The sequence below is a fragment of the Iodobacter violaceini genome (assembly GCF_011601265.1).
GTDB classification, from domain to species: Bacteria; Pseudomonadota; Gammaproteobacteria; order Burkholderiales; family Chitinibacteraceae; genus Iodobacter; species Iodobacter violaceini.
In genome coordinates this window covers 730,600-757,256 of sequence record NZ_JAAOLX010000001.1, presented here as the reverse complement: position 1 = coordinate 757,256, position 26,657 = coordinate 730,600, and the positions used below count along the sequence as shown (strand labels likewise).

Genomic DNA, 26,657 nt, shown 5'->3' with positions numbered 1-26,657 from the left:
AAGCAAAAAATGTCTTTACTCCTTCAGAGCCAAATCAGCTGCGCTATCCCCCAACAAAAACCGTGGCCCTGATCCCAAGTGGCGGGCCTGGTCGTCGCTGTTATACAGGCTGCATTTTTGCAGTGATAAACAGCCACAGCCTATGCAGGAATCCAATTGCGTTTGCAGTGCCGTTAGCGCATCGATTCTGGCTTGCAGCATGGGCCGCCAGGATTCTGAAAGCTGCGCCCAGTCCTCCGGCGTGGGTGTTCTTTGCTGGGGCAGGGAGGCGAGTGCCGCTGCGATATCTTCAAGGCTTAGCCCCACATTTTGCGCGACGCGAATAAACGCCACCCTGCGCAGCACTTCTCTTGGAAACTGCCGCGTTTGCCCATTGCTGCGCAGGCTGCTGATTAAGCCTTTGCTCTCATAAAAGCGCAGTGCACTGGCTTTCACCCCAGAGCGTTTAGCCAGAGTGCCGATAGAAATCAAAGTAGTCATGAAAAAAGCTCCTTAACACACTTGACTTAAAGTTTACTTTAACTTGCATAGTGAGATGGCATTTAAATCATAAGGAGTGGCAATCATGAAACAAGCGTATCTGGAGCATGCAAATATCACGGTGAGCGATCTGGACCGGGCCGTGCGTTTTATACAAATCGCTATCCCCGGTTGGAAAATCCGTGGCAGAGGCAAAATGGAATGGTTTGGGGCAGAAATCGACTGGCTGCATATTGGCGATGATTTTGCCTATATCGCCCTGCAAAGTGGCGGAACAGGGGAAGGGCCGGGCTGGAAAACCCATCTGGTCGGTGTAAAGCACCTTGGCTTTGTGGTGCCGTCTTTAAAAGAAACGATGCAAAACCTGGAAAACGCGGGCTTTATGCTCGACCATGCGGGCGGGAGCGATGCTTACCGGGATAGCGCTTACTTTATGCTGGGGGAGGATATTCAGTTTGAGTTTGTTGAATATACTTCTCAGTTAGCTGAGCAGCGGAATCGTTATTTGCTATGAGTGTTAGTTGTAATTGGTTTGTGAATGCTCTGCACAAATATATTTTACATCCACTTGCTCATCAAAAAGTATTTATTTTTTGTTAAGGTGCTCTTATTTGTGCAGAGATTATTTAATGAAATAAAAATTTAAATTTCTGCTAATTAGGTGTTGTATTTTGTTTGTTTTTTGCACTTTTTATTATTATTTTTTTCAATTTTTTATTGTTTTGTTTACTATGCTTTTTTAATTTATGGTGTTGAGCATTAAATGAAAATGAAAGAGTGCTTTTTTCTATTTTTTTTGGGTTCAGTACTGTCGGCTTGTGGGGGAGGAGGAAGTGAAACTGCAGCAACCACTTCGTCAGTTCCTGCTCCTCTAACTCCTTCTGGTTCTACTTCACCGCTTCCCATTCCGCAGCCTCCATCTACTCCTCAGTTTCCCATTCCGGTTGCGGATTTAAATTTCGTTAAGGCGGAAGATGTTTTTGGTGCTAGTGGTGCGTATTCCATTTTAACACCTGACCAGGGAGGAATGGGGCGCAGGCCAGGAAACTATAAGCAGTATCAAAATGTGAATGGAGTAATGAATGTAGGCTTTTTTGAGTATGATGGAAATTTTTTTAGAACGAGCACTTCCAATATTAGAGAGAATTTGTATTTTCCTATTGATGGAATTAACACAATTTATGGTAGTTTTTTATTGAATTCAGGCTGGGTATCAACCGCCAACTCTACTGAGTCAATTAAAACCGGCGAGTTACAAAATTACGCTATTGATAGCGAAGATATTTATCTAATCCATTATGGAGAGAAAAATATTGCTGGAAAAAGCTTGCTGGATTTTTATGATAGCTCTATGGATAAAAATGATATAAAAAGCACCTTGCCTGCATCCGTTGCCTGGACCGATAAAATGTTAAATGGCGGCTTTCCTGAAGGAGCAAGAGCATATTACCGAGTTAATACAGCATTGAAAGATGTGTATCAGGTAAGAGGTTATTATTTAGCGAATTTTAGCAGCGTAGATAAATTTATTGAGCATTTTCAAGAGGGTAAGGGATTTTATACTGACCATGAAAATATGAAATACGCTTTGACTTTCGACATGAAAAATAAAAAAGTAATGCATTATGAGTTTTTAAATAGTAATGGGGCATCAATTCCATCCTTGATAGGGCAATCACCATATGAAGTTAGAAAAGTAAGTGGTATTGATGTCGTTGTCATTGATGCGGAAAAGAAATTCATAAATAGCAATGCAGGCATACCTATTTTCTCAGTGCTTCAGGGGGGAATTTACACTGGGAATTTACGGCCAGCACAAACTAGCTGGCTAGAGAACCGCCCAGTGTTCTTTAATAAAATAGCTATAAACCACTTAATTAGTGCTTCTGGTAAACCTAGCTCGGCGCTTATTCAATAGCTTTTTGGAAGATGGCAAAATCCATGTTTTGTCATCTTTTAATTACAACTTTCCCAATCTCCCCGCCCTGAAATCCATCACCGCCTGAGTGATCTCCTCCTGCGTATTCATCACAAATGGCCCGTATTGCACGATAGGCTCTTTGAGTGGCTGGCCAGAAAACAGCAGTACACGGCTGGCAGCGGAGCTTTGGATGCGGATGCCGTCGCTGTTCTCTTCATTGGCAAAAATGGCCAGTTGCTCGCTGGCAACCGGTGTGCCTTCAATCTCCACATCGCCGCGATAAACATAGATAAAGGCATTGTGCCCGGCAGGGATAGCCTGGCTAAATTCGCTGCCTGCGGGCAGATGCACATCTAAATACAGCGCCTGGGTGGCGGCTTTTTCCACCAGCCCCCTGGTGCCGTGGCTTTGGCCTGCGATCACATGCACGGCTACGCCTGCATCGGTGACAACGCTGGGTACGGTTTTAAAATCCTTGTACCAAGGCGCGCTCATTTTTTCTGTTGCTGGCAGGTTTAGCCAAAGCTGAAAGCCTTCCATTCTGCCGTTTTCCTGCTCGGGCATTTCGGAATGCACCACGCCGCTGGCTGCGCTCATCCATTGCACACCGCCGTTTTCCAGCAGGCCTTCGTGGCCCGCGCTGTCTTTGTGGCGCATTTTTCCGGCAATCATATAGGTGACGGTTTCAAAGCCTCGGTGTGGGTGCTCCGGAAAGCCAGCCAGATAATCTTGCGGATCGTCGCTTTTAAAGGCGTCGAGCATTAAAAAGGGGTCGAGTCTTAGTTGCAAAGATTGGGTCAGCGCACGGTTAATTTTGACCCCGGCACCTTCCATTACGGCGCGGCCCTGTACTTTTCTTTCAACTGTGCGGGGGCGGTTTACCAGTTCGGTGTTCATGGTGGTTCTCCATTGGTGCAAACAAAACCCAGTTCTATTTTTGTAGGGCGGGTGCAACCCGCCGTTTTTTCGCATCTCGTCTCAAAGCTCGGCGGGTTGCACCCGCCCTACGATTCTTTTAAACGCTGAATTCTCTGTGCCTGCAGCCTTTTGCCTTAAGCCACCGCCAGTTCAATCTCGCTGCGGGCCTGGCTGATGCCTTTGCTTTGCATTTCATCGCCCATATTCAGGCCTTCGGCGTAGATAAACTCAACGTTTTTCATGCCTAAAAAGCCTAAAACGGTGCGCATATAGTCGGCAATGGTGTCGCCAGCGGTGCCGCGATGCACGCCGCCACGGGTCAGCACCACATACACTTGTTTGCCTGTCAGCAAGCCTTCCGGGCCATTGGCGCTGTATTTAAAGGTGACGCCTGCGCGGGCAATGGCGTCGATCCAGTTTTTAAGCTGAGCGGTGATGCCAAAGTTATACATCGGCGCTGCGATGATTAAAGTGTCGGCAGCTTGCACTTCTGCGATCAGAGCATCGTTTCTGGCTACGCTGGCTGCTTGCTCCGCAGTCCGTACTTCCGGGGCCGTCATCAAGGCGCCTAATGTAGCTTCATCCAGTACCGGATGCGGGTTGATGGCTAAATCACGCAAAACCAGTTTGGAGCCAGCATGGCCTGCGAGCAGTTTTTCAGCCAGCACATTCGCCAGTTGGGTAGAAAAAGCACCGTTGCTGCGTGCGCTGGAGTTGATTTGTAAGATGTTCATGGCTTGATCTCTTCTGTGCTGCGTTGGAATGACGCTAATGTAACCTCCGCATTAAATGGGCAGAAGACCATAAAATGGATAGTATTGTTCCATTGGTGGAACAATGGCAGTGATGATGAAGATTGAAGCAAATGATTTAGTGCTGTTTGCCCGTGTGGTGGAGTGCGGCAGTTTTAGCAAAGCGGCCGGGCGTACCGGCCTGCCAAAATCAACCGTATCGCGGCGGATTGCCAATATGGAAACGGTGCTGGGCGAGCGGCTGTTAACCCGCAGCACGCGCAAGCTGATGCTCACCGAGTTTGGCCAGCATGTGCTGGATCATGCTCAGCAAATTGCCAGCGAAGTAGATGCGGCTGTGGCACTGGTTGAGCACAGGCAGGCAGAGCCAGGCGGCTTGCTGCGGATCTCTTTGCCGGGGGATATGGGGGGCTGGGATATGAATAGTTTTTTAAGCGACTTTAGCAAGCGCTATCCGCTGATCCGCTTTGAGATTGATATCTCGCCGCGCAGGGTGGATATCCTGGGCGAAAACTTTGATCTGGCGATCAGAATTGGCGAGCTGCCCAGCGATGCTCATCTGTCTGCGCGGCGGCTGGCTTTGTTTGGCTCGGGCCTCTATGCCTCGCCGCAATATATTGCTCAGCGTGGTTTGCCTGAGCATCCCGGTCAGCTTGCCGGGCACGACACGCTGGCTGTACTCAGCCGGCAGGGGGGGGCCATGCCCTGGGTATTGCAGCAGGGTAAAACACAGCATCTCTTTCAGCCGGTGGCCAAATTCAGTATTAATTCGCCTCAGCTGCTGGTGCGGCTGGCGTGTCAGGGTATGGGCGTGCTGGCGGTGACTGAATCGTTTGCCAGGCCCTATCTGCAGGAGGGCAAACTGGTGCGCATTTTGCCGGATTGGTGTTTACCTGCCGTGCCCGCGTGGGCGGTTTTTCCTGAGCGCCGGTTGATGCCCGCTAAAACAAGGGTGTTTTTAGATCTGTTAGAGCAGGTTTTACAAACAAAATAGAGTCGTGCTGGGGGATGCGCTGGTTTATTTAGCTTTGTTATTTGCCAGTCAGGTGAAATTCCGTCTTATCAATGAATTCATGATCAAAAATTTGATAATTAGCACCTGTTCAGTGCTTTGTATAAGACGATGTCATTCCTAAGGTTTACAATATTTTATTAGGGTTTTTGTAAGCTTTAAAAGGTAATAAATTTGGTGCTATATTTCTTTGCTTGTAAAAATATTGACTGTATAAAACGTGCCAGGCAGTATGGGACAGATTATTTTTAAGTGGCGGTTTTATAGCTCAAAAAGGGCTGGCTATGCCCTGTGAGATGCAATGTTTTTTTTAATCAAAAAGGATCAAAAATGGCTATTTCATTAAACAAAGGTGGCAATGTTTCTCTGTCTAAAACCGAACCGGGCCTGAAGTCGATTCTGCTTGGTCTGGGTTGGGATGCCCGCTCTACTGATGGCGCAGATTTCGATCTGGATGCCACCGCATTTTTGCTGGCCGACAATGGCAAAGTGCGCAGCGATGCAGATTTCATTTTTTACAATCAGCTGAAATCAAGCTGCGGCTCGGTAGAGCACACTGGCGATAATCGCACGGGTGCAGGGGACGGCGATGATGAGGCGCTTAAAATTAATCTGGAAAAAGTGCCTGCAGATGTCACACGCATTGCCGTGTGCGTCACCATTCACGAGGCAGATAAGCGTAAGCAAAACTTTGGTCAGGTGAAAGACGCATTTATGCGGGTAGTTAATCTGGATAATAATGTAGAAATCGTGCGCTTTGATTTATCAGAAGACTACAGTACCGAAACCGCCATGATTTTTGGTGAAGTGTATCGCCACAACGCCGAGTGGAAGTTCAAAGCGGTAGGTCAGGGCTTTGCAGGCGGCCTTGGCCCTCTGTGTGCACAGTTTGGTATTTCAGCCAGCTAATTTGCAGCTTGCCTGGTTTTACTTATTTATATAGTAAGGCCAGGTGATGGCTGGTTTGGCTTTGCGTGCTTCTCTTGTTTTTCCGCCTGCTAATGGCGATTTTTGTAAGGATAAACTTATGGCAGTGACCCTCAAAAAAGGCCAGGGGATTAGTCTCAAAAAAAACGAGAACGATCTCTCCATGGTAACCATTGGTTTGGGCTGGGATATTCGGGAAGAAAAGAAAGGCTTTTTAGGCGGTTTGTTTGCTAAAAAAGAAGCTGAGTACGATTTGGATGTGATCGCTTTTCTTTGTGGTGCTGATGGCAAGGTGCAGAACTTTGGCAGTACAGAAGGCGGGCGTTCTACTCTGGTAGGCGGCGATATTATCTTTTTTAACTCGATGCGCCATCATTCCGGCCAGATCTGGATGACGGGAGATAACCGTACCGGTGCAGGCGAGGGGGATGATGAGCAGGTGATCGTTAAGCTGAATGATTTGCCTGAGCAATATGCAAAAGTGGTGTTTGTGGTACAGATTTATAATGGCCAGGAAAACGGCCAAAGCTTTGGCAAAGTACAAAATGCTTTTATTCGTGCTGAAGATGGTAAGGGTCAGGAAATGGCGCGTTTTGATTTATCTGGCGGCGCGCAATATGAAAACTGCCGCTCCATGCTGTTTGCAGAATTAGTCCGCGAAGCGGGCGGCTGGAAATTCAACGCCATCGGCGCGCCATCGCAATCAGATTCATTTGTAGAGTGGCTTAAACAATACAGCTGAGGATGTGCTGACTGATTCGGCTGCGTCATTCCCGCAATGCCTGTTGTTCCGTATTTGTGCCGGGCTAATCGGGAATGACGATCCAATCCGTGCTTCCTATAAGAGAAAATCATGAGCCGACGCCTTCCCGTTTATATTCTTCTTGATACCTCAGGCTCTATGCGTGGCGAGCCCATTCACTCGGTGAATGTGGGGCTGCAGGCCATGCTGAGTGCACTTCGGCAGGACCCCTACGCTTTAGAAAGTGTAGCGCTGTCGATTATTACGTTTGATTTAGAAGCGCGCGAATATCTGCCGCTCACGCCGCTGGCCGATGTGCAGCTGCAGGAAGTGAGCTCCCCCAGTGCAGGTGCCACCTTTATGGGCGCGGCATTAGAGCTGCTGCTTGCGTGTGTTGAGCGCGATGTTAAAAAGAGCAGCGAAGATGAAAAAGGCGACTGGCGGCCACTGATGTTTTTAATGACCGATGGCAGCCCCTCTGATCTGCATGCCTACAGGCAAGCCATCCCGGCGATTAAGCAGTGCCAGTTTGGGGCCATGATTGCTTGCGCCGCAGGCCCCAAGGCAAAGCAGGAATACCTGCTGGAGCTGACTGATCGCGTGGTGACACTGGATACCATGGATGCTTCGGCGTTTTCAGGTTTCTTTAAATGGGTTTCCGCCAGCGTGGCCGTGGGCAGCAGCAGCGCAGGCGTCAGCAACGATGTGGCTTTGCCGCCTCCGCCACCGGAAATTCATCTCGTTTTGTAATTTTGTGGTGTGGCATACACGGCGCAATGCGTCTGAATAAAGCCTCAGACTTATTACGCCCTACGGTTTAATTTAAAGAGCAAAACCATGCGCAGATTGCCGGTGTTTTTTGTTTTGGATTGTTCCGAATCGATGGTGGGCGACAGCCTGCAGAAAATGGAAGATGGCTTGCAGGCCATTGTTCGTGCGCTCAGAACTGATCCCCATGCCTTAGAAACCGTTTATATCTCGGTGATTGCTTTTGCGGGCGTGGCTAAAACCATTGCTCCTTTGGTTGAGCTGGTTTCTTTTTACCCGCCCAAACTGCCGCTAGGCGGAGGAACCAGCCTGGGCGTGGCTTTAGAAACGCTGATGGCTGAGCTGGATAGCAGCGTGGTGAAAACCACGCCCGATCGCAAAGGCGATTGGAAGCCGATTGTTTATCTGTTTACAGATGGCCGCCCAACCGATAATCCCAACGCGGCCATTGATCGCTGGAATGCCAAATACGCCAAAAAAGCCACGCTGATTGCGGTGGGTTTGGGCCAGTCGGTCGATTTTGAAACGCTGGGCAGGCTGACCGAAAATGCCATGATGTTTGAAGACTCGCAGGAAGGCGACTTCAAAAAGTTTATCAACTGGGTGACGGCTTCGGTGGTGGCGCAAAGCAAAAGCGTGGGCGAGAGCGATGCGCAATCGCTGGCTAATATTGATGCCAGCCTGATGCGTATTTTCAAAAATCCGCCTTCCAAACACGCCGACGAAGCCTGCATTACCCTGGTAGGCCGCTGCCAAAAGACCCGCAAACCCTATCTGATGAAGTACGACCGGGCTATTCAAAATGTAGCAACCCAGGATTTTAAGCTGCAAGTATCGCGCTTTGAGATTGCCGGCTGCTATCCGCTGGAAGAAGATTATTTTATTTGGTCTGATCCGCGCGCCATGGATCTGAAAGTAAATAGTGAAGATTTAATCGGCACGCCGGGCTGCCCGCACTGCGGCAACTACACCGCCTTTGCCGCTTGCGGCTGTGGAAAACTGATGTGTATCAACGGCCCGGAAGAAGCCTTCTGCCCATGGTGCAAAAAATTAGTATCGTTCAGCTTTTCCGGCAACGATGGTGGTTTTGATGTAGGGCGCGGGAGAGGGTGATTGTTGAGTTGTACCCATCACAAAACCCAAATCTTAAAACACGGAGAACACTGAGAACACAGCGCTTCACGGAGAAAACCTTGCTGTGTTTTTCTCCGTGGCCCTTCGCGTTCACATGAATCGAAGTGCTTCAATATTTGGGTTTTATTGCGAGGCAAACTGCTGTTTTTAGCTTCGTGCCCCATTCTTTAAACGGTTCTCTCTGATAACTTTATTTTTCCTCGTTACTGATTTGAACGGGGAATACACGAGGCTGCTATGCACCTTCCTTCCGATTCAAATTCCCCGCCTGAATCCGTTCCTCTTCATTTATCCAACAAGCCCGGTGCAATACCGCCTGCTGGCACGGTGGCGAGCCAGCCGCTGAGTCCTAAGGTGGTTTTTCAAGCGCCTAATGCTAAGGCCGGGCAGGATTATCGCGGCAGCTTGCGTGAAGTGGCGGGTGATGGCCGGGTATTGCAATTCAAAGAGGCAGGCTTACCCGAAAATCTGGTGCTGACTTTGAGTGAGGAAGGTGAACTGCAAGGCTTGCCAGGCGTAGCGGGCGATCATCTCATTACCTTTCAGTGGTCGGACGATGGCGTGCACTGGCATGGCGGGCAATGCGTGCTGCTGGTGAACCCCGATCCGCGCAGCCTGTGGCAGATCAATGAGCCAGCCAGCGATGCGATTTACCCCAAGCCGCACAGTGCCACGCAGGCACTCAATGCTGGTGGTTTAAAGATTGCTGCCGCCAGCCGCCGTGGCCGCTCGCATGAACATGCAGGCCTGTTCAGGGATGATGATTTTTATGTGCAGCACGATGCCGCATCAGGCTGGAGCGTGCTGCTGGTGGCCGATGGCGCAGGCAGTGCGGTGCATTCGCGCTGGGGTGCAAAGCTGGCGGTAGAAACTGCGGGTGAGCATTTGCTGGCAGCCTTAAAAGGGGATTTGGGGGCCGGCATCAATCATGCGCTGCAAGGCTGGGATGCAGATCCTGAATCTATCAGCGGGCAAATCGGCCAGCAGTTTCATGCTTTGTTTTACGATGCCGCGGTTTTGGCCGTGGATGCCATAGAGCAAGCTGCAATATCACAGCAAAGTGAGGCCAGGGAGTACGCAACCACTCTTTTAGCTGCCGCGGTTAAGCGGGAAGGCGGGCAACTCTTTTTGGCTACATTCTGGATCGGTGACGGGGCGATTGCTGCTTATGGGCCACGCGGCAAAGTGCGGCTGATGGGCCAGCCCGATAGTGGCGAATTTGCAGGGCAAACGCGCTTTTTGGACCGTGCTGCCCTGGCGTCTGATCGCTTTGCTCAAAGAGTAAAAATCGGCCGTTACAGCGATATTTCGGCGGTGATTTTAATGAGTGATGGGATTTCAGACCCGAAATTTGAAACCGATAAAGGCCTCGCCAGCAGCGATAAATGGGACGCCCTCTGGGATGAGATCGCTCCTTGCCTTGCCGCGGATCATCCGGAGCAAAGCCTGCTGGATTGGATGGGGTTTTTTATCCCCGGTCATCATGATGACCGAAGCATGGCGCTGCTCTGGGGCTGAGATGTTACAACCCAAATCTTGAAGCACGGAGTTTGGGAGGTCACGGAGTTTCACGGAAAAAACCAAGTGTTGGGGGGGGGCCGTGAAACGCTGTGTTCTCTGAGCCCTCCGTGGTTCAAGATTTGGGTGTTTTCACAATTTGACTTGCAGCAGGCAATCTGGAGTTAAGCATGGCTAAGGTGATTCAGTGCCGCACATTGGATGGGCAAACTGTCGAGTTTGTGGATGAGATGATTGCTTCCGGGGCGATGAAAGAGGTGTACTTCTCGCCGGATAAGTCTTATGTGGTGGCGTTTTATAAGAATAAGCAGGACGCTCAGGCGCTGGAGCGCTTGCAGATGATCATCGGCAAATATCGCGAGGGGATTTTTAATCAGGCGGGCGGGGATTACTGGAAAAACCTGTTTTGCTGGCCAACGGCGCTTTTGGAATATGAAGGAAAACTCGGCTTAATCGCTCCCACTTATCCTGCTCATTTTTTCTTTGAATTCGGCTCTAAAAACCACGACATGCTCGAGATCAGGGGCAAGGAAAAGGAAGGCAAGTGGTTTGCTGCCGCCAATTTACGCCAGCGTTTTGTCGATCAGCGCGAGCTGGGCGACTGGCTGAGCCATTTAAAAATCTGCGTGCTGATAGCCCGTGCCGTGCGTCGTATGCATATGGCGGGGCTGGCGCATTCTGATTTGTCTTATAAGAACGTGCTGGTCGATCCATCCGGTGGTTTTGCCTGCGTGATTGATGTGGATGGCCTGGTGGTGCCGGGCCGCTATCCGCCGGACGTGGTGGGCACGCCTGATTTTATTGCTCCCGAAGTAGTCAGTACCAGCCATTTAGCCAAGGGCGATCCGCAGCGCAATCTGCCGCGCCGCGAAACAGACCAGCATGCGCTGGCTGTGCTGATTTATATGTATCTGCTGTACCGCCACCCTCTGCGCGGCGGCAAAGTGCATGATATGAATGATGAACAGCGGGACGAGGCGCTGTCTATGGGCGAGCGTGCCCTGTTTGTTGAGCATCCCGCAGATACAAGCAATCGCATTAATCTGGCAGACGCCAGAGCTGCCGAGCTACCATGGGCAGACAGCAGCAAGCTGCCTTATACCCTGACTGGCCCTTATCTGACTCCGCTATTTAAACAAGCATTTGTTGACGGCCTGCATCAGCCCAATCAGCGCCCGTCGGCCAATGATTGGGAAACGGCGCTGCTTAAAACCATTGACCTGGCCCTGCCTTGCCGCTGCGAGCAGAAATGGTTTGTGTTTGATAACTCCACCCAGCCCGCCTGCCCGTTTTGTGGCTCGGCTTATCATGGCCAGCTGCCGGTGCTTAATCTGTATTCATCCCGTCAGGAAGGGCAGTTCCGGCCTGATAACCACCGGCTGATGGTGTGGGAAGGACAATCGCTTTACCCCTGGCACGCCAATTATTTACTGGCCCCGAATGAAAAGCTGGCGGATGAACATAAGCAGCGCGTGGCCTATTTTATTTTCTATCACAATGTGTGGTGGATTTTTAACGTCGGCCTGCCTGATTTAATGGATGTGGCGACTAAACAAACCGTGGCCATCGGCGGTAAATTGGCCTTGAAAGAGGGACAGCAAATATTGCTCGATAAAGCAGAAGGGGGGCGGCTGGTGGTGGTGCAGATGGTGGGAGAGGCGCGCAGATAGTTTGATCAATTTTTGGAAAAAAATAGACGATAAAAATTGAAGCGGATGAAACTTCTATGTCTTTGTCCTGTCTTCTGTAAGCCGGGGACATATTAAGCTGAATAGAGTGCCGGTTACTCGGTGTGTAATACTGATAATGTGTGCAAGAAATTATTAATAAATATAATTACTTAGCTTGCTTCGCTTGAAAATGATGGAAGGCGAACAAATCTATAAAGCTTAATTATGGTTTGGTATAACTTGAATGATCTGAGCCCGGATAAAAAATGTCCGGGGGAGGATGATTTAAGCAGGAGCAGTTTTTTTGGGTGTCGCCGGGTTTAGTCAGGCGTGTCGTTAATTTTTTAAAGGAATTTCGTTTATGGCTATCAGTCTGCAAAAAGGCGGCAACGTCAATTTAAGTAAAGAAGCGCCTTCCCTCAAAAAGTTGGTGATTGGTTTAGGTTGGGATCCACGCGTTACAGATGGCTCTGCTTTTGATCTGGACGGCAGTGCTTTTATGCTTAAAGCCGATGGCAAGGTTCGTGCTGATTCTGATTTCATTTTTTACAACAACCTGAAATCAACAGACGGCTCTGTTACCCACGCCGGTGACAATACCAGCGGCCAGGGTGACGGCGATGATGAAAAGATCGTGATTGATCTGGCTTTAGTGCCGGCAGACATCGATAAAATCACCGTTGGTGTAACCATCCATGATGCTGAAGCACGCAAGCAAAACTTTGGCATGGTAGGTAAAGCGTATATCCGCTGCCTTGATGCCAATGGCGATAAAGAAATCGCGCGTTATGACCTGTCTGAAGACAGCTCTACAGAAACAGCCATGATTTTCGGTGAAATCTACCGTGCTGGTGCAGAGTGGAAATTCAAAGCAGTGGGTCAGGGCTTTGCGGGTGGTTTAGCGCCGCTGGCACGCTCTTTCGGTATTAGCGCTTAATAAGCTGATGCTGATGCCTCGGGGGGATTTTTCTCTCTGAGGCATGTTGTATTTGATGATCGTAAAGCGGCAGGGGTTTCAACCGCCCAGGCTGTTTGCAATTGCGGGAATTTATAAGCATGACAGTGTTTACAGCTACCGGTGATGTTGATCCGTTTTTGCATGTGTCCTTACAAAAGGGCGACAAAATCTATTGCGAATCTGATGCAATGGTGATGATGGAAGCCAATCTGGATCTGAAAGGCAGCATGAATGGTGGCATAGGCGGGGCGATTATGCGGCGCTTTGCCAATGGCGAGTCTTTCTTTCAGCAGCAGATTGAAGCGGTCAGGGGGGAGGGCGATTGCCTGTTGTCACCTACTCTGCCCGGTGCCATGCAAATTGTTGATGTGGGCGCAAAACAATACTTATTAAACGATGGCGCTTTTGTTGCGGCGACATCGGGCACGGAAATGAAAGTGCGTACGCAAAATATCGGTAACGCGCTGTTTGCCCAGTCTGGCGGGTTTTTTGTGATGGAAACCTCAGGCACGGGGCAGGTGGTGGTGTCAGGCTTTGGCTCGATGTTTGAGCTGGATGTGGCCCCGGGCAAAGACGTGATTATTGATAACTCGCATGTGGTGTGCTGGGACAATAGCCTGCGCTATGAGATCTCTGTAACTACAGGCAATTCCGGCGGTGGCCTCGGCGGCATGCTGGGTAATTTAGTCAATAGTGTGACCAGCGGCGAAGGCATTGTGCTGCGCTTTAGCGGCACAGGTAAGGTCTTTATTTGCTCCAGAAACCGTGATTCTTTTGCCGAGTGGCTGAAGAAAAAAAACGGCGGCTAAATATCCGCCTTGAGCTGCCTGGCTCAGTTGGTTTGTATGGTCTTTGGGGCGATGCAAATCAGCGTAAGCAGGTGAAAAAGAATGTTGGGTTACGCGATATACACAGAGTGAGGCAAGCCTCATACGCAGACTGCTAAGCCAGGCTGCAGATTGTTCTTCGGTTAACAGGATCGGGTTCCTCCCGCCCTAAAATACTTAATTCATTAAGGAGTACAGCATGGCGATTAACCTAGAGAAAGGCCAGAAGATTTCCCTCGAGAAAGAGGCTGGTGTTGCATTAAGTAAAGTCATCATGGGCCTCGCCTGGGATGCAGTGAAATCCAAGGGCTTCCTGGGCTTTGGTGGCAGCGCACCTGATATCGATCTGGATGCATCATGCATTTTGTTTGACGAGCAAGGCCATCCAGTGGATGCGGTTTGGTTCCGTCAGCTGAAATCTAAAGACGGCTCAATCACCCACACTGGTGACAATCGTACCGGTGAAGGCGATGGCGATGATGAGCAAATCGTGGTTGATCTGACACGTGTGCCTGCCAATGTGAAAAGCCTGGTCTTCACGGTAAACAGCTTCACCGGCCAGAACTTCTCGCAAATTGCCAATGCCACTTGCCGCATTTTGAACGCCAGCGATAACAAAGAAGTGGCTCGTTTTAATTTGTCTGCACTGGGCTCACACAATGCGCAGATTATGGCCAAGCTGTATCGCCATAATAATGAGTGGAAAATGCACGCCATCGGCGAAATTGGCAATGGCCGCACCTTTGATGAGCTGATGCCGCAAATCACGCCTCACCTGTAAAAAAAGCATTTTAGTTCTCTGTCGCGTGGTGGCCTGTTTCCACAATCTTGTTGGAAGCAAGCCCCGCGCTGGCTGTGTGTCGGGTTTGAGTGCCTCTGGTAAAGAGCCTTCTGGTTAAAGTTTCTGTTTGAGTTTTTAAAGGCGAATCGCTATTGAAAGCTCGGGATAGCAATAAATCGGGCTCTTTTTAGTCAGGAATTTAGCCCGGCCTGTTTGCTGGCTCATTTCCTGAAGGCATTTATGCAGCACGTCTGGTTTAATAAAACATTTTCCTCTGTTGCCGCAGCAATCAGCCTGATTCGCGAGGCCGATCTTGCGGGCGATTATCACATCGTCTCCAGCCATACCAATCCATATGCAGCATCGTTTCAAGCAGCGCATCAATTTGCGGTAGAGCCTTCCGGCCTGCAGGGCGAAGCGTATCTGGCATGGTGTTTGCAATTTTGCCTTGATCACGCCATCACTATTTTTATTCCCGGCAAGGAAGCCGTACTTATTAGTGCAGAGCGCGGGCGCTTTGAGCGGCAGGGTACGCGTGTTTTAGCTGCGGCATCTGCAGAGATGCTGGAGCTGCTGCACGATAAGGCCGCGTTTTATCAGGCTGTTGATTTGCCACGCACGCCACCGGCAGCGTTTAGGGTAGTAGAAACCGCCGCACAGTTTGAGGCGGCGTATCAGGCGCTCAGGCAAGATCACGCCAAGGTATGTATTAAGCCGGCCAAATCGGTGTTTGGCCTGGGTTTTGCCATTATCGATGAGGAGCGCTCCAGCGCGCAGCTGCTGACAGAAGGCGTGCAATACTATATTGGCCTTGATGACTTGCGCCGGGGTTTTGCTGCCATGGGTACGTTTAAAACCATGATTGTGATGGAATATCTCGATGGGCATGAATACAGCGTGGATTGCGTTGGCGACAATGGCCGCCTGGTTTGCGCCGTGCCGCGCAAAAAAATGAAGCAGGCAGGCCGTGGCCAGATGATCGAGATGCGCAGCGATATTTTAGACAGCGTGCGTCAGCTGGCCAAAGCTTTTGGCCTGAATGGCAATTTCAATGTGCAATTTAAAGAAAGAGCCGGCGGCCTTGGCCTCTTGGAAATTAATCCGCGTATGTCTGGCGGCATCGCCATGGCCTGCCTTGGCGGGCCTAATTTACCTTATATGGCTTTGGCTGGTTTTGATCGCGGTTTTGATAATTTGCATATCCCGGAAGTGCCGCATGGCATTCGCGTGGCCGAGCTGGGCCGTGCTGCTGTGCTGGTTGATGCAGAAGTGCTGGCAGCCGCTGAAGTACCGTGTGCGGCCTTGCAATGACTAGTCCGCAAACCATTAAAATTGAATTACCCACGGGACTGATGGAGCTCACTGTTGATGCGGGCGCATTCAGCGTGGATGAGTTGATGGGCTTTGCAGCAAGAGCGAATGCCAAGCGGGGGTTTCTGTTTTTAAGTAAGGTGCTGGGCAAACACTGGCCGGTGCGCCCTGCGCTGATGCGCAAAATTCATGAAAATCTGGCCGGGCAAGTGCCCGCCGGTTTACCCGGCCCGGTGGTGTTTATCGCGATGGCCGAAACGGCAATTGGCCTGGGGCAGGGCGTTTTTGAGGCCTATAAAAACGCTCACCCGGGTACAGAAGCGCTGTTTTTGCACACCTCGCGTTATCACGTTGGCGGGGCAGAGATTATCGAGTTTGCCGAAGCACACAGCCATGCACCACGGCAGTTTTTGCATATGCCGCAAGATGCCCGGCTGCGGGCCTTATTACTGAATGCCAAATCTCTGGTGCTGGTGGACGATGAAGCCAGCACCGGCAACACCTTTTTAAATCTAAGCAATGCCTGCCGGGTACTCAATCCAAACATCGGGCACGTTCACCTCGCCACCATTACCAATTTTATGGGCAAGGCTGCAAACGAGGTTCTGTCACAGCGTTTTGGTATTCCCGTTTCAATTGCCGCCAGCTTAAGTGGCGAATATGTGTTCACGGCTGGCGATTTACAGCCATCCAGCAGCGCGGCGCAGGTATTTGAGGCGCATGCTGATCGCGGTGCAAATGGCGGTTTTGGCCGTCTGGGGCTGGATCGTGCGCTCGTTGCGCCTGATACGCTGGCTAAAAAATTAGCCGCTGCTATTGGGGCGGATGAGCGGGTCTTGGTTTTAGGTACGGGCGAGTTTATGCACCCGGCTTTTTTGCTGGGCAGCGCTTTGGAAGCTTTAGGTTGTGATGTGCAGGTGCAATCGACCACACGCTCACCCATCCTGAAATGGGGAGCGGTCAGCCATGCGCTGAGCTTTGCTGATAACTATGGCGAGGGGGTCGAAAACTATATTTATAACGTCACAATCGGCCAGTACGATCATGTGTTGGTTTGTCATGAAACCCCGCCGAATCAAGCGCTGCAGCGTATTGCGCAGGCTGTAGGCGGGCGTTTATTCCATTTCTTATCTGAGAATCATATTGAAGAAATATCTGTTCGTTGATTTAGATGACACTCTGTTCCAAACGCTGGGCAAGTGCGCCGGGGTGGATGATTTACGTCCGGTTGGCTATCTGAAAGATGGTGTTGCAATTTCATTCACAACACCGCGTCAGCGTGCGTTCTTCGAGATGATGAGCGCTTCCATGACCATGATTCCAAGCACGGCGCGTAATTTAGATGCACTGCGCCGGGTTGATTTACCTTTTAACAGTTATTCCATCATCGATTATGGCGGTGTGGTGCTCAAGCCCTGTGGCAGCGTGGATACATTTTGGCTGGAAACCATGCGTGCGGATATGGAGCAGGCATTGCCAGGCCTGCACGCTGTGATGGCCGTGATTGATGATTATTGCGAAAAAGTGGGTTTAAAGGGCCGTGCCCGTTTGGTAGAGGATTGCAATACGCCGTTTTATGCACTGATTAAAGACACCGATAAAATCGATGCCAATCTGGAGCAAATCGAGCGTGAAGCCGTTGCACCCTGGGTGGCGGGCGAGGGTAAAGACTTCTTTATTCATCGCAATGGCAATAATTTAGCCGTGCTGCCTAAAACACTGAATAAAGCCCGCGCGGTGGATTATGTGCGCTCACTGCTGCAAAAAGAGCATGGTGAAATCATGACCATCGGCATGGGCGACAGCCAATCTGATGCGCGTTTTATGGCCAGCTGTGATTATGCCCTGATCCCAAACGGCACACAGCTTGCCAGGCTGACTGTCGCTGCATTATGAGTAATCGTGGCTTTTGCGGTAGTTATCGTCCGGATGATGTGCGCTTTTTGCTTAAACGCTTATCGCAACAGCCGTTTATTGATGTGGCAAACAAAGAACTCCTGATTCAATCCGGCGCGCGGCATTACAGCGAAATGCTCTCTCCCGAATCCCTGCCTTCACCGCGTTATTTGCAGGTTTTTAAGGATGCGCTTGCGGCTAACCGCCAGCAAATGGCTGGCGATTGCCTGAGGCTGGCGGCGCTGATCGCAGCAAGACGCAGCGGGCCGGTTACCCTGGTTTCCCTTGTACGTGCCGGAACACCCGTTGGCGTTATTTTAAAGCATCTGTTGCAACGCGTTTTGGGCCGGGAGGTGGTGCATTACTCGGTATCGATTATTCGCGATCGTGGCATCGATATTGTTGCGTTGCAGCATATTTTACAGCAGGGACACAAACCAGAATCTATTGTGTTTATTGATGGCTGGACTGGCAAAGGCGTGATTTCACGCGTGCTGGAGCAAGCGGTGAATGCCTTTAATTTGCAGCATAGCGTTGCCATCGATAGCGGCCTCTATGTTTTGTCTGATCTGGCGGGCACCGCCGCGTGTGCCGCCTCAGCCGGGGACTATCTGATTCCGTCGAGCATCCTGAATGCCACGGTTTCTGGCCTCGTTAGCCGCTCGGTGCTCAATGATTCGATCGGGCCGGGGGATTTTCATGGCTGCGTTTATTACGATGAATTTGAGTTACAAGATCAGTCGCAATTGTTTGCTGATGGCCTTGTGGCCGATGCCATTGCCCTGGCAGAACAGCATGGCGTGCCTGCTGCTCAGCCCATTAATCGGGTCAAAATGGCGCAGATTTCAGCTGATTTTTTGCAAGCCACTCAGGAGCAGTACGGGATTGAGGATGTAAATCTGATTAAGCCGGGCATAGGCGAAGCTACCCGTGTGTTGCTGCGCAGAGTGCCAAGGCTGCTGATTTTGCGTGATCCGGCTGTGGCCGATGTGGCGCATTTAAAGCTGTTAGCAATAGAAAAAAACGTGCCGCTTATCGTGGATGCGGGCCTGCCTTATCAAGCGGTATCTCTGATTGGGAGTGTTTTAGATGGCTAAAATTTTGGGTGCTTCAGTGCACATCATTGCAACGCTTAAAGCTTTGCAAATCAAATTGCCGATGAGGGGGGCGCTGGATGGCTAATCATAAAGTGATGGGGGCGTCACTTTACGTGCCTGCTACCCACAAGGATTTGCAGCAGATTGCTGATGGCGGGTTGCTGGGTGAGTTACGCTCAGTGATTTTTTGCACCGAAGACGCGGTGGCAGAAAGCGAGCTGAGCTACGCTCTGTTCAGCCTGTCGCTGGTTTTGCAACAGATGGTTGAGCGGCCAACAACCGAGCGTTTTGTGCGGGTCAGAAACCCGGAAGTGCTGAAGCGCGTGCTGGAAATGCCTGGTGTGGAAAAACTGACAGGCTTTGTGCTGCCAAAAATTACTCAGCATAATTTTGACGCCTACTTTAAGCAGATCCGCAAAACGCATTTTATGCTGATGCCCACGCTGGAAACGGTGGAAGTATTTGATGATGCCGAGATGAAGCAGCTGCGTCTTTGCCTCGAGCGCCCCGGCGTGCGGGATCATATTCAGGCGCTGCGGATTGGCGGCAATGATTTGCTGGCGCTATTGGGCATTCGCAGGCCACGGCATCTTACAATTTACCGAACCCCGCTGGGGGCGGTGATTTCAAAGCTGGTGACGATTTTTCGCCCCTACGGCTTTGTGCTGACTGCGCCTGTGTTTGAGCATTTAGATAACCCAAGCCTGCTGGCTCTGGAAGTAGAAGAAGACTTAGCCCACGGTATGATAGGCAAAACTGCGATTCATCCCAGCCAGGTGGCGCTGATCGAGCAGCATTATCGGGTGCAGCATCGGGATGTGGATGTGGCGATGAGGATCATCGACGAATCCAGCCCTGCCGTATTCAGGATGCACAATTCCATGTGCGAAGTAGCCACCCACCGCGCTTGGGCGCATGGCGTACTGGAGCAGGCAAGGGTGTTTGGGGTGCATTCACTGGTGTGAGGAGTGTTGCGCCCTAGGGCGTTGTCGGGCGGGTGAAACCCGCGGTTTTTACCTTTTAGATATTAAGCAAAGTAGATATTTTTAGAGCCTTCGGCACGTTGACTTTGGAGCGGGTGCCCCCGCGGGGGCGTTCTTTTCTTGAACGGCCAAGAAAAGAACCAATAGAAGGCCGCCCCAAACAGCACGAAGGCCCCTCTCTGCAGATAATCGAGGCGGCGTCAATTCAACTAAAGAATCGGGAATCATGACAAATTTTGCGCGTGGACAGAAGGCTAAGCTGGCTGATCTGGGCTGCTCAGGGGCGTTTCCTGTGCTGCTGAATATGGCTGGTATTGAAGTGGATATCGCTTGCTTTGGTCTGGATGCCAATGATCAGCTGTCTGATGATCGCTATATGGTGTTTTTTAATCAGAAATCGTGCCCGAATAATGCCGTGGTGCTGGAGCTGGGAACAGGTAGTGCAAGTTTTATGACTGATCTGGCCCGTTTGCCAGACAGTATCCATAAGCTGGTTTTTGCTGCTTCGGTCAGCGGTGAAGGCGCGATGCGTCGGCTGGGGGCCAGCTCGATGCGTTTGGGCGATGCCGTATTTGCATTTTCTGGCGCTGATTTTCAGGATGAAAAAGCGGTGATTGTTGGTGAGCTGTACCGGCGGGATGGTTTATGGCGTTTCGGCGCGGTAGGTCAGGGCTTTAATGGTGGCTTATCGGCTTTGCTCAAGCATTTTGGTGGTACTGAAGCTGAAGCCGCTGCGCCTGCGCCTGCACCAGCACCAGCTCCGGCAAAACCCGTTTCTCTGTCAAAAATTACACTGGAAAAACGCGGCGATAAGGTTTCCTTAGAGAAAAACACCAGCGGAGGGTTTGGCCGTATCCGGGTAAATTTAAACTGGAATCAATCGGCGCAGCCGGCGGGGCCAGAAAATAGTGGCTTTTTTAATAAGCTGATTAATAAGCCAGCCCCAGGCAATCGGATTGATCTTGATTTAGCTTGTTTGTTTCAAATGGCTGATGGCACGCCAGGCGGTGTGCAAGCTTTGGGTAATAGCTGGGGTAGCTTTACCTGGCCACCCTTTGTGCATCTGGAAGACGATGACCGCTCTGGCAGTAATGCGGGCGGGGAAAATATCTTTATTAATGGCGATCAGTTCAGCCAGATTAAACGCCTGCTGATTTTTACTTTTATTTACGAAGGCGCGCCAGACTGGGCCGCAACCGATGGCGTAGTCACCATCGAAGTACCCGGCAGGGCACCCGTGGAAGTGCGTCTGGATCAGGGCAACAATGCATCGATGTGTGCCATTGCCATGATTGAAAATATCGGCGGCAATCTGCAAGTGACTAAGCTGGTGGAATACTTTGCCCAAAGCAACGGCAAAAGCGCACATGAGCAGGTGAATGACCGGTTTGGATTTGGTTTGCGGTTTAAAAAGGGCTCTAAAGATTAGGATGTTTCGGAATCATCATCCTAATCGCACTGTCTGATGTTCTCACCCCCTCAAATCCTGAAACACATTAAGATTTGAGGGGGTGTTTCACACTCAGCAACTAAACCGCACTGCGGCCTGCCTTAGTGTTTGTGCCAGCTGGGCGTTGTTGTCTACCGCGATATTGATTTCTTTAGATGCAGAGAATGAGCGCTCGGTCATCACGGCAATCAATTGCACATTCACGGCGATTTCCTGGCCAGCGGTGTTTTGCTCGGCAAGGGCATCCGTGATTTTTGCCATGGCTTCCTTGGTTTCCACCGCACTTTGCTTGATCAGCCCCAGCATGACGCTGCTGCGGTTTGCATGCTCTAAAGCCAGCTCTGTCTGGCTCAGGCTGTTACGCATATTGGTGGCGGCATCGTGAGTGGTGTTCGTGATGGTGCCCAGCGTTTCCTGGATTTCCCGTGTGGCCTGGGTGGTGCGCTCGGCCAGTTTGCGAACTTCATCGGCCACCACGGCAAAGCCTCGGCCTTGCTCGCCTGCCCGTGCTGCTTCAATGGCAGCATTCAGGGCCAGCAGATTGGTTTGCTCGGCAATATCCTGAATCACCCGGGCTACCCGGCCAATGCTGGCGCTGTGCTCTTCCAGATTGTTAACCGTATCTGTGACGATATGCGCGCTGTCTGAGACGATTTGCATCTCTCTGGTCAGCTCTTGCAGGGCTTGCGCACCTTGCTCGGCTTGCAGGCCCGAATTACTGGCTACCTCAAAGGCATAGCTTGAATAGTCTTTAAGGTGTGACATCCCAGTGGATAATTCTTCTACTGCCGCCGCCATTCTGGCTGCTGCATCGCTTTGCTCCCCGGCTGATTCGTGTACTTCCTGGCTGCTGCTGCGGGTTTGTGCAGCATCGGTGGCCAGCTGCGTGGATGAGCTTTGAATGTTTTCTACAAGGGCTGCCAGCTGGGTGCGCATCGATTCCATCGCACCGGCCAGGCTGTCCCGCATATTGCTGGGCACATGCACGGGCGAGGCTAAATCGCCTTCAGAGATTCGTGTAGCTGCTGAGCGCATATCGCTGGGCTCTCCGCCCAGATCATTTAACAACGACCGCATAATCCATAAAGTAAGAGTAAGGCCGGAAAGCGTGGCGATAATCACAAACATGGCCCCGCCAACAATGGCCTGGTGATGGCTTTGTTTAAATGATTCCAGGTTTTCTCTCGCTACATTCAGCTGCAGCTGAATCAGCTTATCAACCACATCTGTAATTGGGTCTACACGCTGATAAAGGGTAGTGGCTGCATATTCATTGATGGCCGCAAAATTACTGGTCTCTAACAGCTTCTCCAGCTCGTCAAAACTTTTTGCTGCAGGGTTCATGCTTTTATCTGCAGTCTGAACCAGCTCATTTTCTGTGGGGGTCAGTTCGGTGGCTTTATAAATTTGCCATTCTTTCTCAATAGTTTTTCTGGCTGTTTTTACATTTTTAAGCCCTTGTGCCGTTGTCAGGCTGCCATTGGTGATTTTATGCACGGTGTCGACAATATTGATGGCATACATGTCGGAAACATTTTTTAACTGCACCAGTGGCATCACGCGATCAGCGATTGTGGTTTGGAAGTTTTTGGAGCCGTTTTCTAAGCTAGACAGGCTCAGCGCAGTCAGCATTAAAATAATGCTGATCAGACTTCCTGATAATAATATTAGCTTATTCTTAACTTTCATGATTGTCTCAAAATAGGTCAGAATGACCTTTAAAATGTATGACTGTTTATCTGCATTTAAAACCTTTTATTTAAGTAAGCTGATAAGCGGATATGGTTTTTATTATGTTTTTTTGAAAGTTCTTGAATTTTTTACGTAAGAGTTTTTTTGCTGATTGTTTAGCAAAGCAGGGGCAGAAGTTGATTGTTTTGCTTAAAAAAAAGGGGCGATCCAAAGATCGCCCCTTTTCCGATTGAATAGTTTTAATTGTGTTTTTTATAATGCAGAGATGCAAGTAATGAAACACCAATCAAACCAGCACCAATTAAGCCTGTTACCACTTCCGGTATTTCATGGAAAGTGCCAATGAACATAATAAAGGCCAGCGCACCAATTGCATAAAACGCGCCATGCTCTAAGAATCTGAATTGGTCCAGCGTTTCTTTTTCTACAAACATAATAGTGAGTGACCGTACAAACATGGCACCAATACCCAGACCAATTGCAATAATGAAAATATTATTGGAGAGTGCGAATGCGCCAATGACACCATCAAAACTAAAGCTGGCATCCAGTACTTCTAAATATAAAAAGGCTGAAAGGCCGGTACGAACAACGACTGTCTGATCGTGTCCTTCTTCACCGCCTAATAGTGAGCCAAAACCATCAACAACAATATAAGTCACAATACCGGTAATTGAAGAAAGAATAAAACTAAGCTGCTCAGCAGTATTCAGCTGAGTAGAAAAAGCATAGGCAAGAATAAGGCAAAGGCCGATTTCAATTCCACCCATTTTTCCCATTTTAACTAAAGGGGATTCAATAACATGCAGCCAGTGCACATCTTTGTCCTGATCAAAAAAGAACTTCAAAAACACCATCATTAAAAATGCACCACCAAACCCGGCCACAATAATATGGGATGAGATTAAAGCCGCTGCATATTGCTCAGGCTGGCTGACCGCCATCATTAAAGCGGCCCATGGGGTAAGGTGTGCAATAACGGCCACAATAAGCACAGGGAATATAACCCGCATTCCAAATACTGCAATCAGCATACCCCAGGTCATAAAGCGCTTACGCCAGACGGCATCCATATCTTTAAGAACTGTTGCATTGACTACTGCATTATCAAAAGAGAGAGAAACTTCTAAAACCGATAAAATAGCGGCAATAAACATGGCTTTGGGGCCACCCAGCCAGAATGCTGCCGCTAAACCAATCAGCGTAACAATGAACGAGCTTTTAAAAAAGCGAAGGTTGGAGAGCATTTATTATCTCGTGAGGGAAATAGTGATCGATCCCGCGATTTTAGCAACTGCATTGTTCTTTGGGGTATTTATAATCTTTCAACATTAAAATAAGACGTAAGTCATTATGCTTAAATTGGGCAAAGCTCAGAGCGGGTTAAAAAACGTAAGCCTGTTCCACCCTCTAAAGAAAACATTCCGCCCCGCCCCTCCACAACATCAATGATGAGTTGCGTATGCTGCCAGTAAGCAAACTGCGCAGCGCCAATATAAAACGGCATGCCGCCGATCTCACCCAGCAGCACATCGCTGTCGCCAATGATGAGCTCACCTGCCTGAAAGCACATGGGCGAGCTGCCATCGCAGCAGCCACCCGATTGATGAAACATCAGCGGGCCATATTGGGCTGTCAGCGTATCAATCAGGGCAAGCGCGGCCGGTGTGGCGCTGACTTGATTCTTCATGGATGTATCCTCCGCAACCCTGAGTATTTGCGTAATTTTAGTCAGCAGTTCTGGTGCTGCAATTTCCCCTTTTGGCAAAGGGGCAGTGAGGGGGATTTGTTTTTGCATCAGCCACTGTCTTTCTATAAATACATGCAATGCTAAATCCCCCCTGGCCCCCCTTTTTCAAAGAGGGGAGCTCATTCAATGAGAGCTGGATCTTTTCTGGCTCAGCTTTAGAAAAACCCCAACGCATCCTGGCTATAGCTCACCAATAAATTTTTGGTTTGCTGATAATGGCCGAGCATCATCTTATGGTTTTCACGCCCGATTCCTGATTGCTTATAGCCACCAAAAGCGGCGTGGGCAGGGTAGGCGTGGTAACAGTTGGTCCACACCCGGCCAGCCTGGATTTCGCGGCCCATGCGATAAGCTGCATGCGTGTCGCGGGTCCACAGGCCAGCCCCCAGGCCATAGAGCGTGTCGTTGGCGATTTCTAAAGCTTCGTTTTCGTCTTTAAAGGTGGTGACTGAAACGACCGGGCCAAAGATTTCTTCCTGGAAGATTCGCATCTTATTGTGGCCACGGAACACGGTTGGCTGGATGTAATAACCGCCCGCCAGTTCGCCGCCAAGCTGAGCGCGCGCGCCGCCCGCCAGTACTTTTGCGCCTTCCTGCTTGCCGATATCCAGATAAGCGCTGATTTTTTCCATCTGCTCCATAGATGATTGCGCGCCCAGCATGGTGCTTGCATCCAGCGGATTGCCCTGTTTAATGGCGGCTACGCGGGTGAGGGCGCGGTCCATAAAGGCGTCGTAGATGGATTCATGAATCAGTGCGCGGCTGGGGCAGGTGCAGACTTCGCCCTGGTTGAGCGCAAACATCACAAAGCCTTCGATGGCCTTATTAAAGAAGGCATCGTCGTGCTTCATGACATCGGGCATAAAGATATTCGGTGATTTTCCACCCAGCTCCAGCGTGACCGGAATCAGGTTTTGCGCCGCATATTGCATGATTAAGCGGCCGGTGGTGGTTTCGCCCGTAAAGGCGATTTTGGCGATACGCGAGCTGGAGGCCAGCGGCTTGCCTGCCTCTAAGCCAAAGCCGTTGACGATATTAAGTACGCCTTTGGGCAGCAAATCGCCGATCACTTCCATCAGCACTAAAATACTCAGCGGTGTTTGCTCGGCAGGCTTGAGCACCACGCAATTACCCGCAGCCAGCGCCGGTGCCAGCTTCCATGTGGCCATCAGCAGCGGGAAATTCCACGGGATAATCTGCCCGACTACGCCTAGCGGCTCGTGAAAATGATAGGCCACGGTATCGTTATCGATTTGGCTGATGCCCCCTTCCTGTGCCCGGATCGCCCCGGCAAAGTAGCGGAAGTGATCGATTGCCAGCGGCAAATCTGCAGCGCGGGTTTCACGAATTGGCTTACCGTTATCCCAGGTTTCTACTGTGGCCAGCATGTCCAGATTGGCTTCGATACGGTCGGCTATTTTATTCAGAATATTGGCGCGTTCAGTCGTCGAGGTTTTGCACCATGCGCTTTTGGCGGCGTGGGCGGCGTCGAGCGCCATTTCGATATCAGCAGCATCAGAGCGCGGCACTTCGCAAATCACCTTGCCGGTAACCGGGCTGATGTTTTCAAAGTATTGCCCTGCAAGCGGAGCATGCCATTCGCCGTTGATATAGTTGGCGTAGCGCGATTTTAATTGCAGTGGAAAACCATACTGGCCTGGAATCAATGCACTCATGCTTATCTCCTGATGGTATGGGGCGATTTTGCCCGCGTACCAGGGTATGAGCAGAAAGCGTGCCGGGGGAGTTGGATAGTGCGCTGCAATATGGGTGAAATACTTGTGAAAGCTGGGCTAAATTATTTTGATATTGCGGTGCGGGATGGTGGATTGGCATTATTTTTCTTGTTTACAAGTACTTAGGGTATATTTCATGTTGATTAATTGCTTACTGGTGTTGCAATTTGAGACAGTGGGGCGAGGGGTGGTGCAACAGAGGTGGGTTGCATGTTGTGTGTAAATCTGAATCGTTTTTTTAGTGCCTTCGGCACGTTGATTTAGGTGCGGCATCCCCGCGGGGACTCACTTTCTTGAACGGCCAAGAAAGTAAGCAAAGAAGGCCGCCCCGACC

25 protein-coding genes are annotated in these 26,657 nt (G+C 50.2%); 18 read left to right on the top strand and 7 right to left on the bottom strand.

The genetic code is table 11. The features are described 5' to 3' along the window. Positions 1-15: 15 nt before the first annotated feature. Positions 16-480, bottom strand: coding sequence for a redox-sensitive transcriptional activator SoxR (gene soxR / locus HA050_RS03325; protein ID WP_166821979.1), 465 nt, complete (start codon positions 478-480; stop codon positions 16-18). Between the two features lie 85 nt (positions 481-565). Between soxR and HA050_RS03320 the strand changes: the two genes are divergently transcribed. Both HA050_RS03320 and HA050_RS03315 read left to right on the top strand, forming a co-directional pair. Further along, positions 566-994 (top strand): VOC family protein, encoded by a 429-nt coding sequence (locus HA050_RS03320; protein ID WP_166821976.1) that lies wholly within the window; start codon positions 566-568, stop codon positions 992-994. A 249-nt stretch (positions 995-1,243) separates the two neighbouring features. Beyond that, the gene (locus HA050_RS03315) at positions 1,244-2,398 is read left to right on the top strand and encodes a hypothetical protein (protein WP_166821973.1); all 1,155 of its coding nucleotides are present in this window, start codon (positions 1,244-1,246) and stop codon (positions 2,396-2,398) included. Positions 2,399-2,440: 42 nt separating this feature from the next. Here HA050_RS03315 and HA050_RS03310 read toward each other — a convergent pair whose 3' ends face one another. Then, the gene (locus HA050_RS03310; protein WP_166821970.1) at positions 2,441-3,298 is read right to left on the bottom strand and encodes a pirin family protein; all 858 of its coding nucleotides are present in this window, start codon (positions 3,296-3,298) and stop codon (positions 2,441-2,443) included. A gap of 155 nt (positions 3,299-3,453) precedes the next feature. Beyond that, positions 3,454-4,053, bottom strand: coding sequence for an FMN-dependent NADH-azoreductase (locus HA050_RS03305; RefSeq protein WP_166821967.1), 600 nt, complete (start codon positions 4,051-4,053; stop codon positions 3,454-3,456). A 112-nt stretch (positions 4,054-4,165) separates the two neighbouring features. On the opposite strand from HA050_RS03305, the gene HA050_RS03300 reads away from it, so the two are divergent. The 16 genes from HA050_RS03300 to HA050_RS03225 all read left to right on the top strand — a co-directional run bounded on the left by HA050_RS03300 (position 4,166) and on the right by HA050_RS03225 (position 21,124). Further along, positions 4,166-5,065: a LysR family transcriptional regulator gene (locus HA050_RS03300; RefSeq protein WP_240928955.1), complete on the top strand. Its 900-nt coding sequence runs from the start codon at positions 4,166-4,168 to the stop codon at positions 5,063-5,065. A 348-nt stretch (positions 5,066-5,413) separates the two neighbouring features. Next, a complete protein-coding gene (locus HA050_RS03295) occupies positions 5,414-5,992 on the top strand; it encodes a TerD family protein (protein ID WP_099396667.1) in 579 nt (192 codons plus the stop codon). 118 nt (positions 5,993-6,110) lie between these two features. Beyond that, positions 6,111-6,752: a TerD family protein gene (locus tag HA050_RS03290; RefSeq protein ID WP_166821964.1), complete on the top strand. Its 642-nt coding sequence runs from the start codon at positions 6,111-6,113 to the stop codon at positions 6,750-6,752. 111 nt (positions 6,753-6,863) lie between these two features. After that, positions 6,864-7,502, top strand: a complete 639-nt coding sequence (locus tag HA050_RS03285; protein WP_099396669.1) for a vWA domain-containing protein — start codon at positions 6,864-6,866, stop codon at positions 7,500-7,502. Between the two features lie 87 nt (positions 7,503-7,589). Beyond that, complete coding sequence (locus HA050_RS03280; RefSeq protein ID WP_166821961.1) at positions 7,590-8,633, top strand: TerY-C metal binding domain-containing protein; 1,044 nt, start codon at positions 7,590-7,592, stop codon at positions 8,631-8,633. Positions 8,634-8,891: 258 nt separating this feature from the next. Then, entirely contained in the window at positions 8,892-10,172 is a 1,281-nt protein-coding gene (locus HA050_RS03275; RefSeq protein WP_166821958.1) for a PP2C family serine/threonine-protein phosphatase, read from the top strand. Positions 10,173-10,342: 170 nt separating this feature from the next. Next, on the top strand, positions 10,343-11,842 hold the full coding sequence (locus HA050_RS03270; protein ID WP_166821955.1) for a helix-hairpin-helix domain-containing protein: 1,500 nt from the start codon (positions 10,343-10,345) through the stop codon (positions 11,840-11,842). 361 nt (positions 11,843-12,203) lie between these two features. Then, positions 12,204-12,779 carry a TerD family protein gene (locus HA050_RS03265; RefSeq protein WP_166821952.1) on the top strand — a complete coding sequence of 192 codons (576 nt, stop codon included), beginning with the start codon at positions 12,204-12,206 and terminating at the stop codon, positions 12,777-12,779. A gap of 119 nt (positions 12,780-12,898) precedes the next feature. Continuing rightward, complete coding sequence (locus HA050_RS03260; protein ID WP_115225526.1) at positions 12,899-13,609, top strand: TIGR00266 family protein; 711 nt, start codon at positions 12,899-12,901, stop codon at positions 13,607-13,609. 217 nt (positions 13,610-13,826) lie between these two features. Beyond that, complete coding sequence (locus HA050_RS03255) at positions 13,827-14,408, top strand: TerD family protein (protein WP_099396674.1); 582 nt, start codon at positions 13,827-13,829, stop codon at positions 14,406-14,408. 240 nt (positions 14,409-14,648) lie between these two features. Beyond that, positions 14,649-15,719 carry an ATP-grasp domain-containing protein gene (locus HA050_RS03250; protein WP_166821949.1) on the top strand — a complete coding sequence of 357 codons (1,071 nt, stop codon included), beginning with the start codon at positions 14,649-14,651 and terminating at the stop codon, positions 15,717-15,719. Further along, positions 15,716-16,885 (top strand): phosphoribosyltransferase domain-containing protein, encoded by a 1,170-nt coding sequence (locus HA050_RS03245; protein ID WP_166821946.1) that lies wholly within the window; start codon positions 15,716-15,718, stop codon positions 16,883-16,885. Before HA050_RS03250 ends, HA050_RS03245 begins: the two co-directional genes overlap by 4 nt. Then, on the top strand, positions 16,863-17,615 hold the full coding sequence (locus HA050_RS03240; RefSeq protein ID WP_166821943.1) for an HAD family hydrolase: 753 nt from the start codon (positions 16,863-16,865) through the stop codon (positions 17,613-17,615). Before HA050_RS03245 ends, HA050_RS03240 begins: the two co-directional genes overlap by 23 nt. Beyond that, entirely contained in the window at positions 17,612-18,712 is a 1,101-nt protein-coding gene (locus HA050_RS03235; RefSeq protein ID WP_166821940.1) for a cysteine protease StiP family protein, read from the top strand. Before HA050_RS03240 ends, HA050_RS03235 begins: the two co-directional genes overlap by 4 nt. Positions 18,713-18,789: 77 nt before the next feature. Beyond that, positions 18,790-19,677, top strand: a complete 888-nt coding sequence (locus HA050_RS03230; protein ID WP_166821937.1) for an HpcH/HpaI aldolase/citrate lyase family protein — start codon at positions 18,790-18,792, stop codon at positions 19,675-19,677. A 244-nt stretch (positions 19,678-19,921) separates the two neighbouring features. After that, positions 19,922-21,124 carry a TerD family protein gene (locus tag HA050_RS03225; protein ID WP_166821934.1) on the top strand — a complete coding sequence of 401 codons (1,203 nt, stop codon included), beginning with the start codon at positions 19,922-19,924 and terminating at the stop codon, positions 21,122-21,124. A 93-nt stretch (positions 21,125-21,217) separates the two neighbouring features. On the opposite strand, the gene HA050_RS03220 is transcribed toward HA050_RS03225, so the two are convergent. The 4 genes from HA050_RS03220 to adh all read right to left on the bottom strand — a co-directional run bounded on the left by HA050_RS03220 (position 21,218) and on the right by adh (position 26,263). Continuing rightward, on the bottom strand, positions 21,218-22,834 hold the full coding sequence (locus HA050_RS03220) for a methyl-accepting chemotaxis protein (RefSeq protein WP_166821931.1): 1,617 nt from the start codon (positions 22,832-22,834) through the stop codon (positions 21,218-21,220). Positions 22,835-23,076: 242 nt separating this feature from the next. Continuing rightward, positions 23,077-24,084 (bottom strand): DUF475 domain-containing protein, encoded by a 1,008-nt coding sequence (locus HA050_RS03215; RefSeq protein WP_115225534.1) that lies wholly within the window; start codon positions 24,082-24,084, stop codon positions 23,077-23,079. Positions 24,085-24,194: 110 nt separating this feature from the next. Next, entirely contained in the window at positions 24,195-24,527 is a 333-nt protein-coding gene (locus HA050_RS03210) for a DUF779 domain-containing protein (protein ID WP_166821928.1), read from the bottom strand. A 215-nt stretch (positions 24,528-24,742) separates the two neighbouring features. Continuing rightward, positions 24,743-26,263 carry an aldehyde dehydrogenase gene (adh, locus tag HA050_RS03205; protein WP_166821925.1) on the bottom strand — a complete coding sequence of 507 codons (1,521 nt, stop codon included), beginning with the start codon at positions 26,261-26,263 and terminating at the stop codon, positions 24,743-24,745. Positions 26,264-26,657 lie beyond the last annotated feature (394 nt).

Bases quoted from the DNA above. Each gene is read 5' to 3' on its own strand.
- soxR (WP_166821979.1), bottom strand. From the start codon at position 480: ATGACTACTTTGATTTCTATCGGCACTCTGGCTAAACGCTCTGGGGTG.
- HA050_RS03320 (WP_166821976.1), top strand. From the start codon at position 566: ATGAAACAAGCGTATCTGGAGCATGCAAATATCACGGTGAGCGATCTG.
- HA050_RS03315 (WP_166821973.1), top strand. From the start codon at position 1,244: ATGAAAATGAAAGAGTGCTTTTTTCTATTTTTTTTGGGTTCAGTACTG.
- HA050_RS03310 (WP_166821970.1), bottom strand. From the start codon at position 3,298: ATGAACACCGAACTGGTAAACCGCCCCCGCACAGTTGAAAGAAAAGTA.
- HA050_RS03305 (WP_166821967.1), bottom strand. From the start codon at position 4,053: ATGAACATCTTACAAATCAACTCCAGCGCACGCAGCAACGGTGCTTTT.
- HA050_RS03300 (WP_240928955.1), top strand. From the start codon at position 4,166: ATGATGAAGATTGAAGCAAATGATTTAGTGCTGTTTGCCCGTGTGGTG.
- HA050_RS03295 (WP_099396667.1), top strand. From the start codon at position 5,414: ATGGCTATTTCATTAAACAAAGGTGGCAATGTTTCTCTGTCTAAAACC.
- HA050_RS03290 (WP_166821964.1), top strand. From the start codon at position 6,111: ATGGCAGTGACCCTCAAAAAAGGCCAGGGGATTAGTCTCAAAAAAAAC.
- HA050_RS03285 (WP_099396669.1), top strand. From the start codon at position 6,864: ATGAGCCGACGCCTTCCCGTTTATATTCTTCTTGATACCTCAGGCTCT.
- HA050_RS03280 (WP_166821961.1), top strand. From the start codon at position 7,590: ATGCGCAGATTGCCGGTGTTTTTTGTTTTGGATTGTTCCGAATCGATG.
- HA050_RS03275 (WP_166821958.1), top strand. From the start codon at position 8,892: ATGCACCTTCCTTCCGATTCAAATTCCCCGCCTGAATCCGTTCCTCTT.
- HA050_RS03270 (WP_166821955.1), top strand. From the start codon at position 10,343: ATGGCTAAGGTGATTCAGTGCCGCACATTGGATGGGCAAACTGTCGAG.
- HA050_RS03265 (WP_166821952.1), top strand. From the start codon at position 12,204: ATGGCTATCAGTCTGCAAAAAGGCGGCAACGTCAATTTAAGTAAAGAA.
- HA050_RS03260 (WP_115225526.1), top strand. From the start codon at position 12,899: ATGACAGTGTTTACAGCTACCGGTGATGTTGATCCGTTTTTGCATGTG.
- HA050_RS03255 (WP_099396674.1), top strand. From the start codon at position 13,827: ATGGCGATTAACCTAGAGAAAGGCCAGAAGATTTCCCTCGAGAAAGAG.
- HA050_RS03250 (WP_166821949.1), top strand. From the start codon at position 14,649: ATGCAGCACGTCTGGTTTAATAAAACATTTTCCTCTGTTGCCGCAGCA.
- HA050_RS03245 (WP_166821946.1), top strand. From the start codon at position 15,716: ATGACTAGTCCGCAAACCATTAAAATTGAATTACCCACGGGACTGATG.
- HA050_RS03235 (WP_166821940.1), top strand. From the start codon at position 17,612: ATGAGTAATCGTGGCTTTTGCGGTAGTTATCGTCCGGATGATGTGCGC.
- HA050_RS03230 (WP_166821937.1), top strand. From the start codon at position 18,790: ATGGCTAATCATAAAGTGATGGGGGCGTCACTTTACGTGCCTGCTACC.
- HA050_RS03225 (WP_166821934.1), top strand. From the start codon at position 19,922: ATGACAAATTTTGCGCGTGGACAGAAGGCTAAGCTGGCTGATCTGGGC.
- HA050_RS03220 (WP_166821931.1), bottom strand. From the start codon at position 22,834: ATGAAAGTTAAGAATAAGCTAATATTATTATCAGGAAGTCTGATCAGC.
- HA050_RS03215 (WP_115225534.1), bottom strand. From the start codon at position 24,084: ATGCTCTCCAACCTTCGCTTTTTTAAAAGCTCGTTCATTGTTACGCTG.
- HA050_RS03210 (WP_166821928.1), bottom strand. From the start codon at position 24,527: ATGAAGAATCAAGTCAGCGCCACACCGGCCGCGCTTGCCCTGATTGAT.
- adh (WP_166821925.1), bottom strand. From the start codon at position 26,263: ATGAGTGCATTGATTCCAGGCCAGTATGGTTTTCCACTGCAATTAAAA.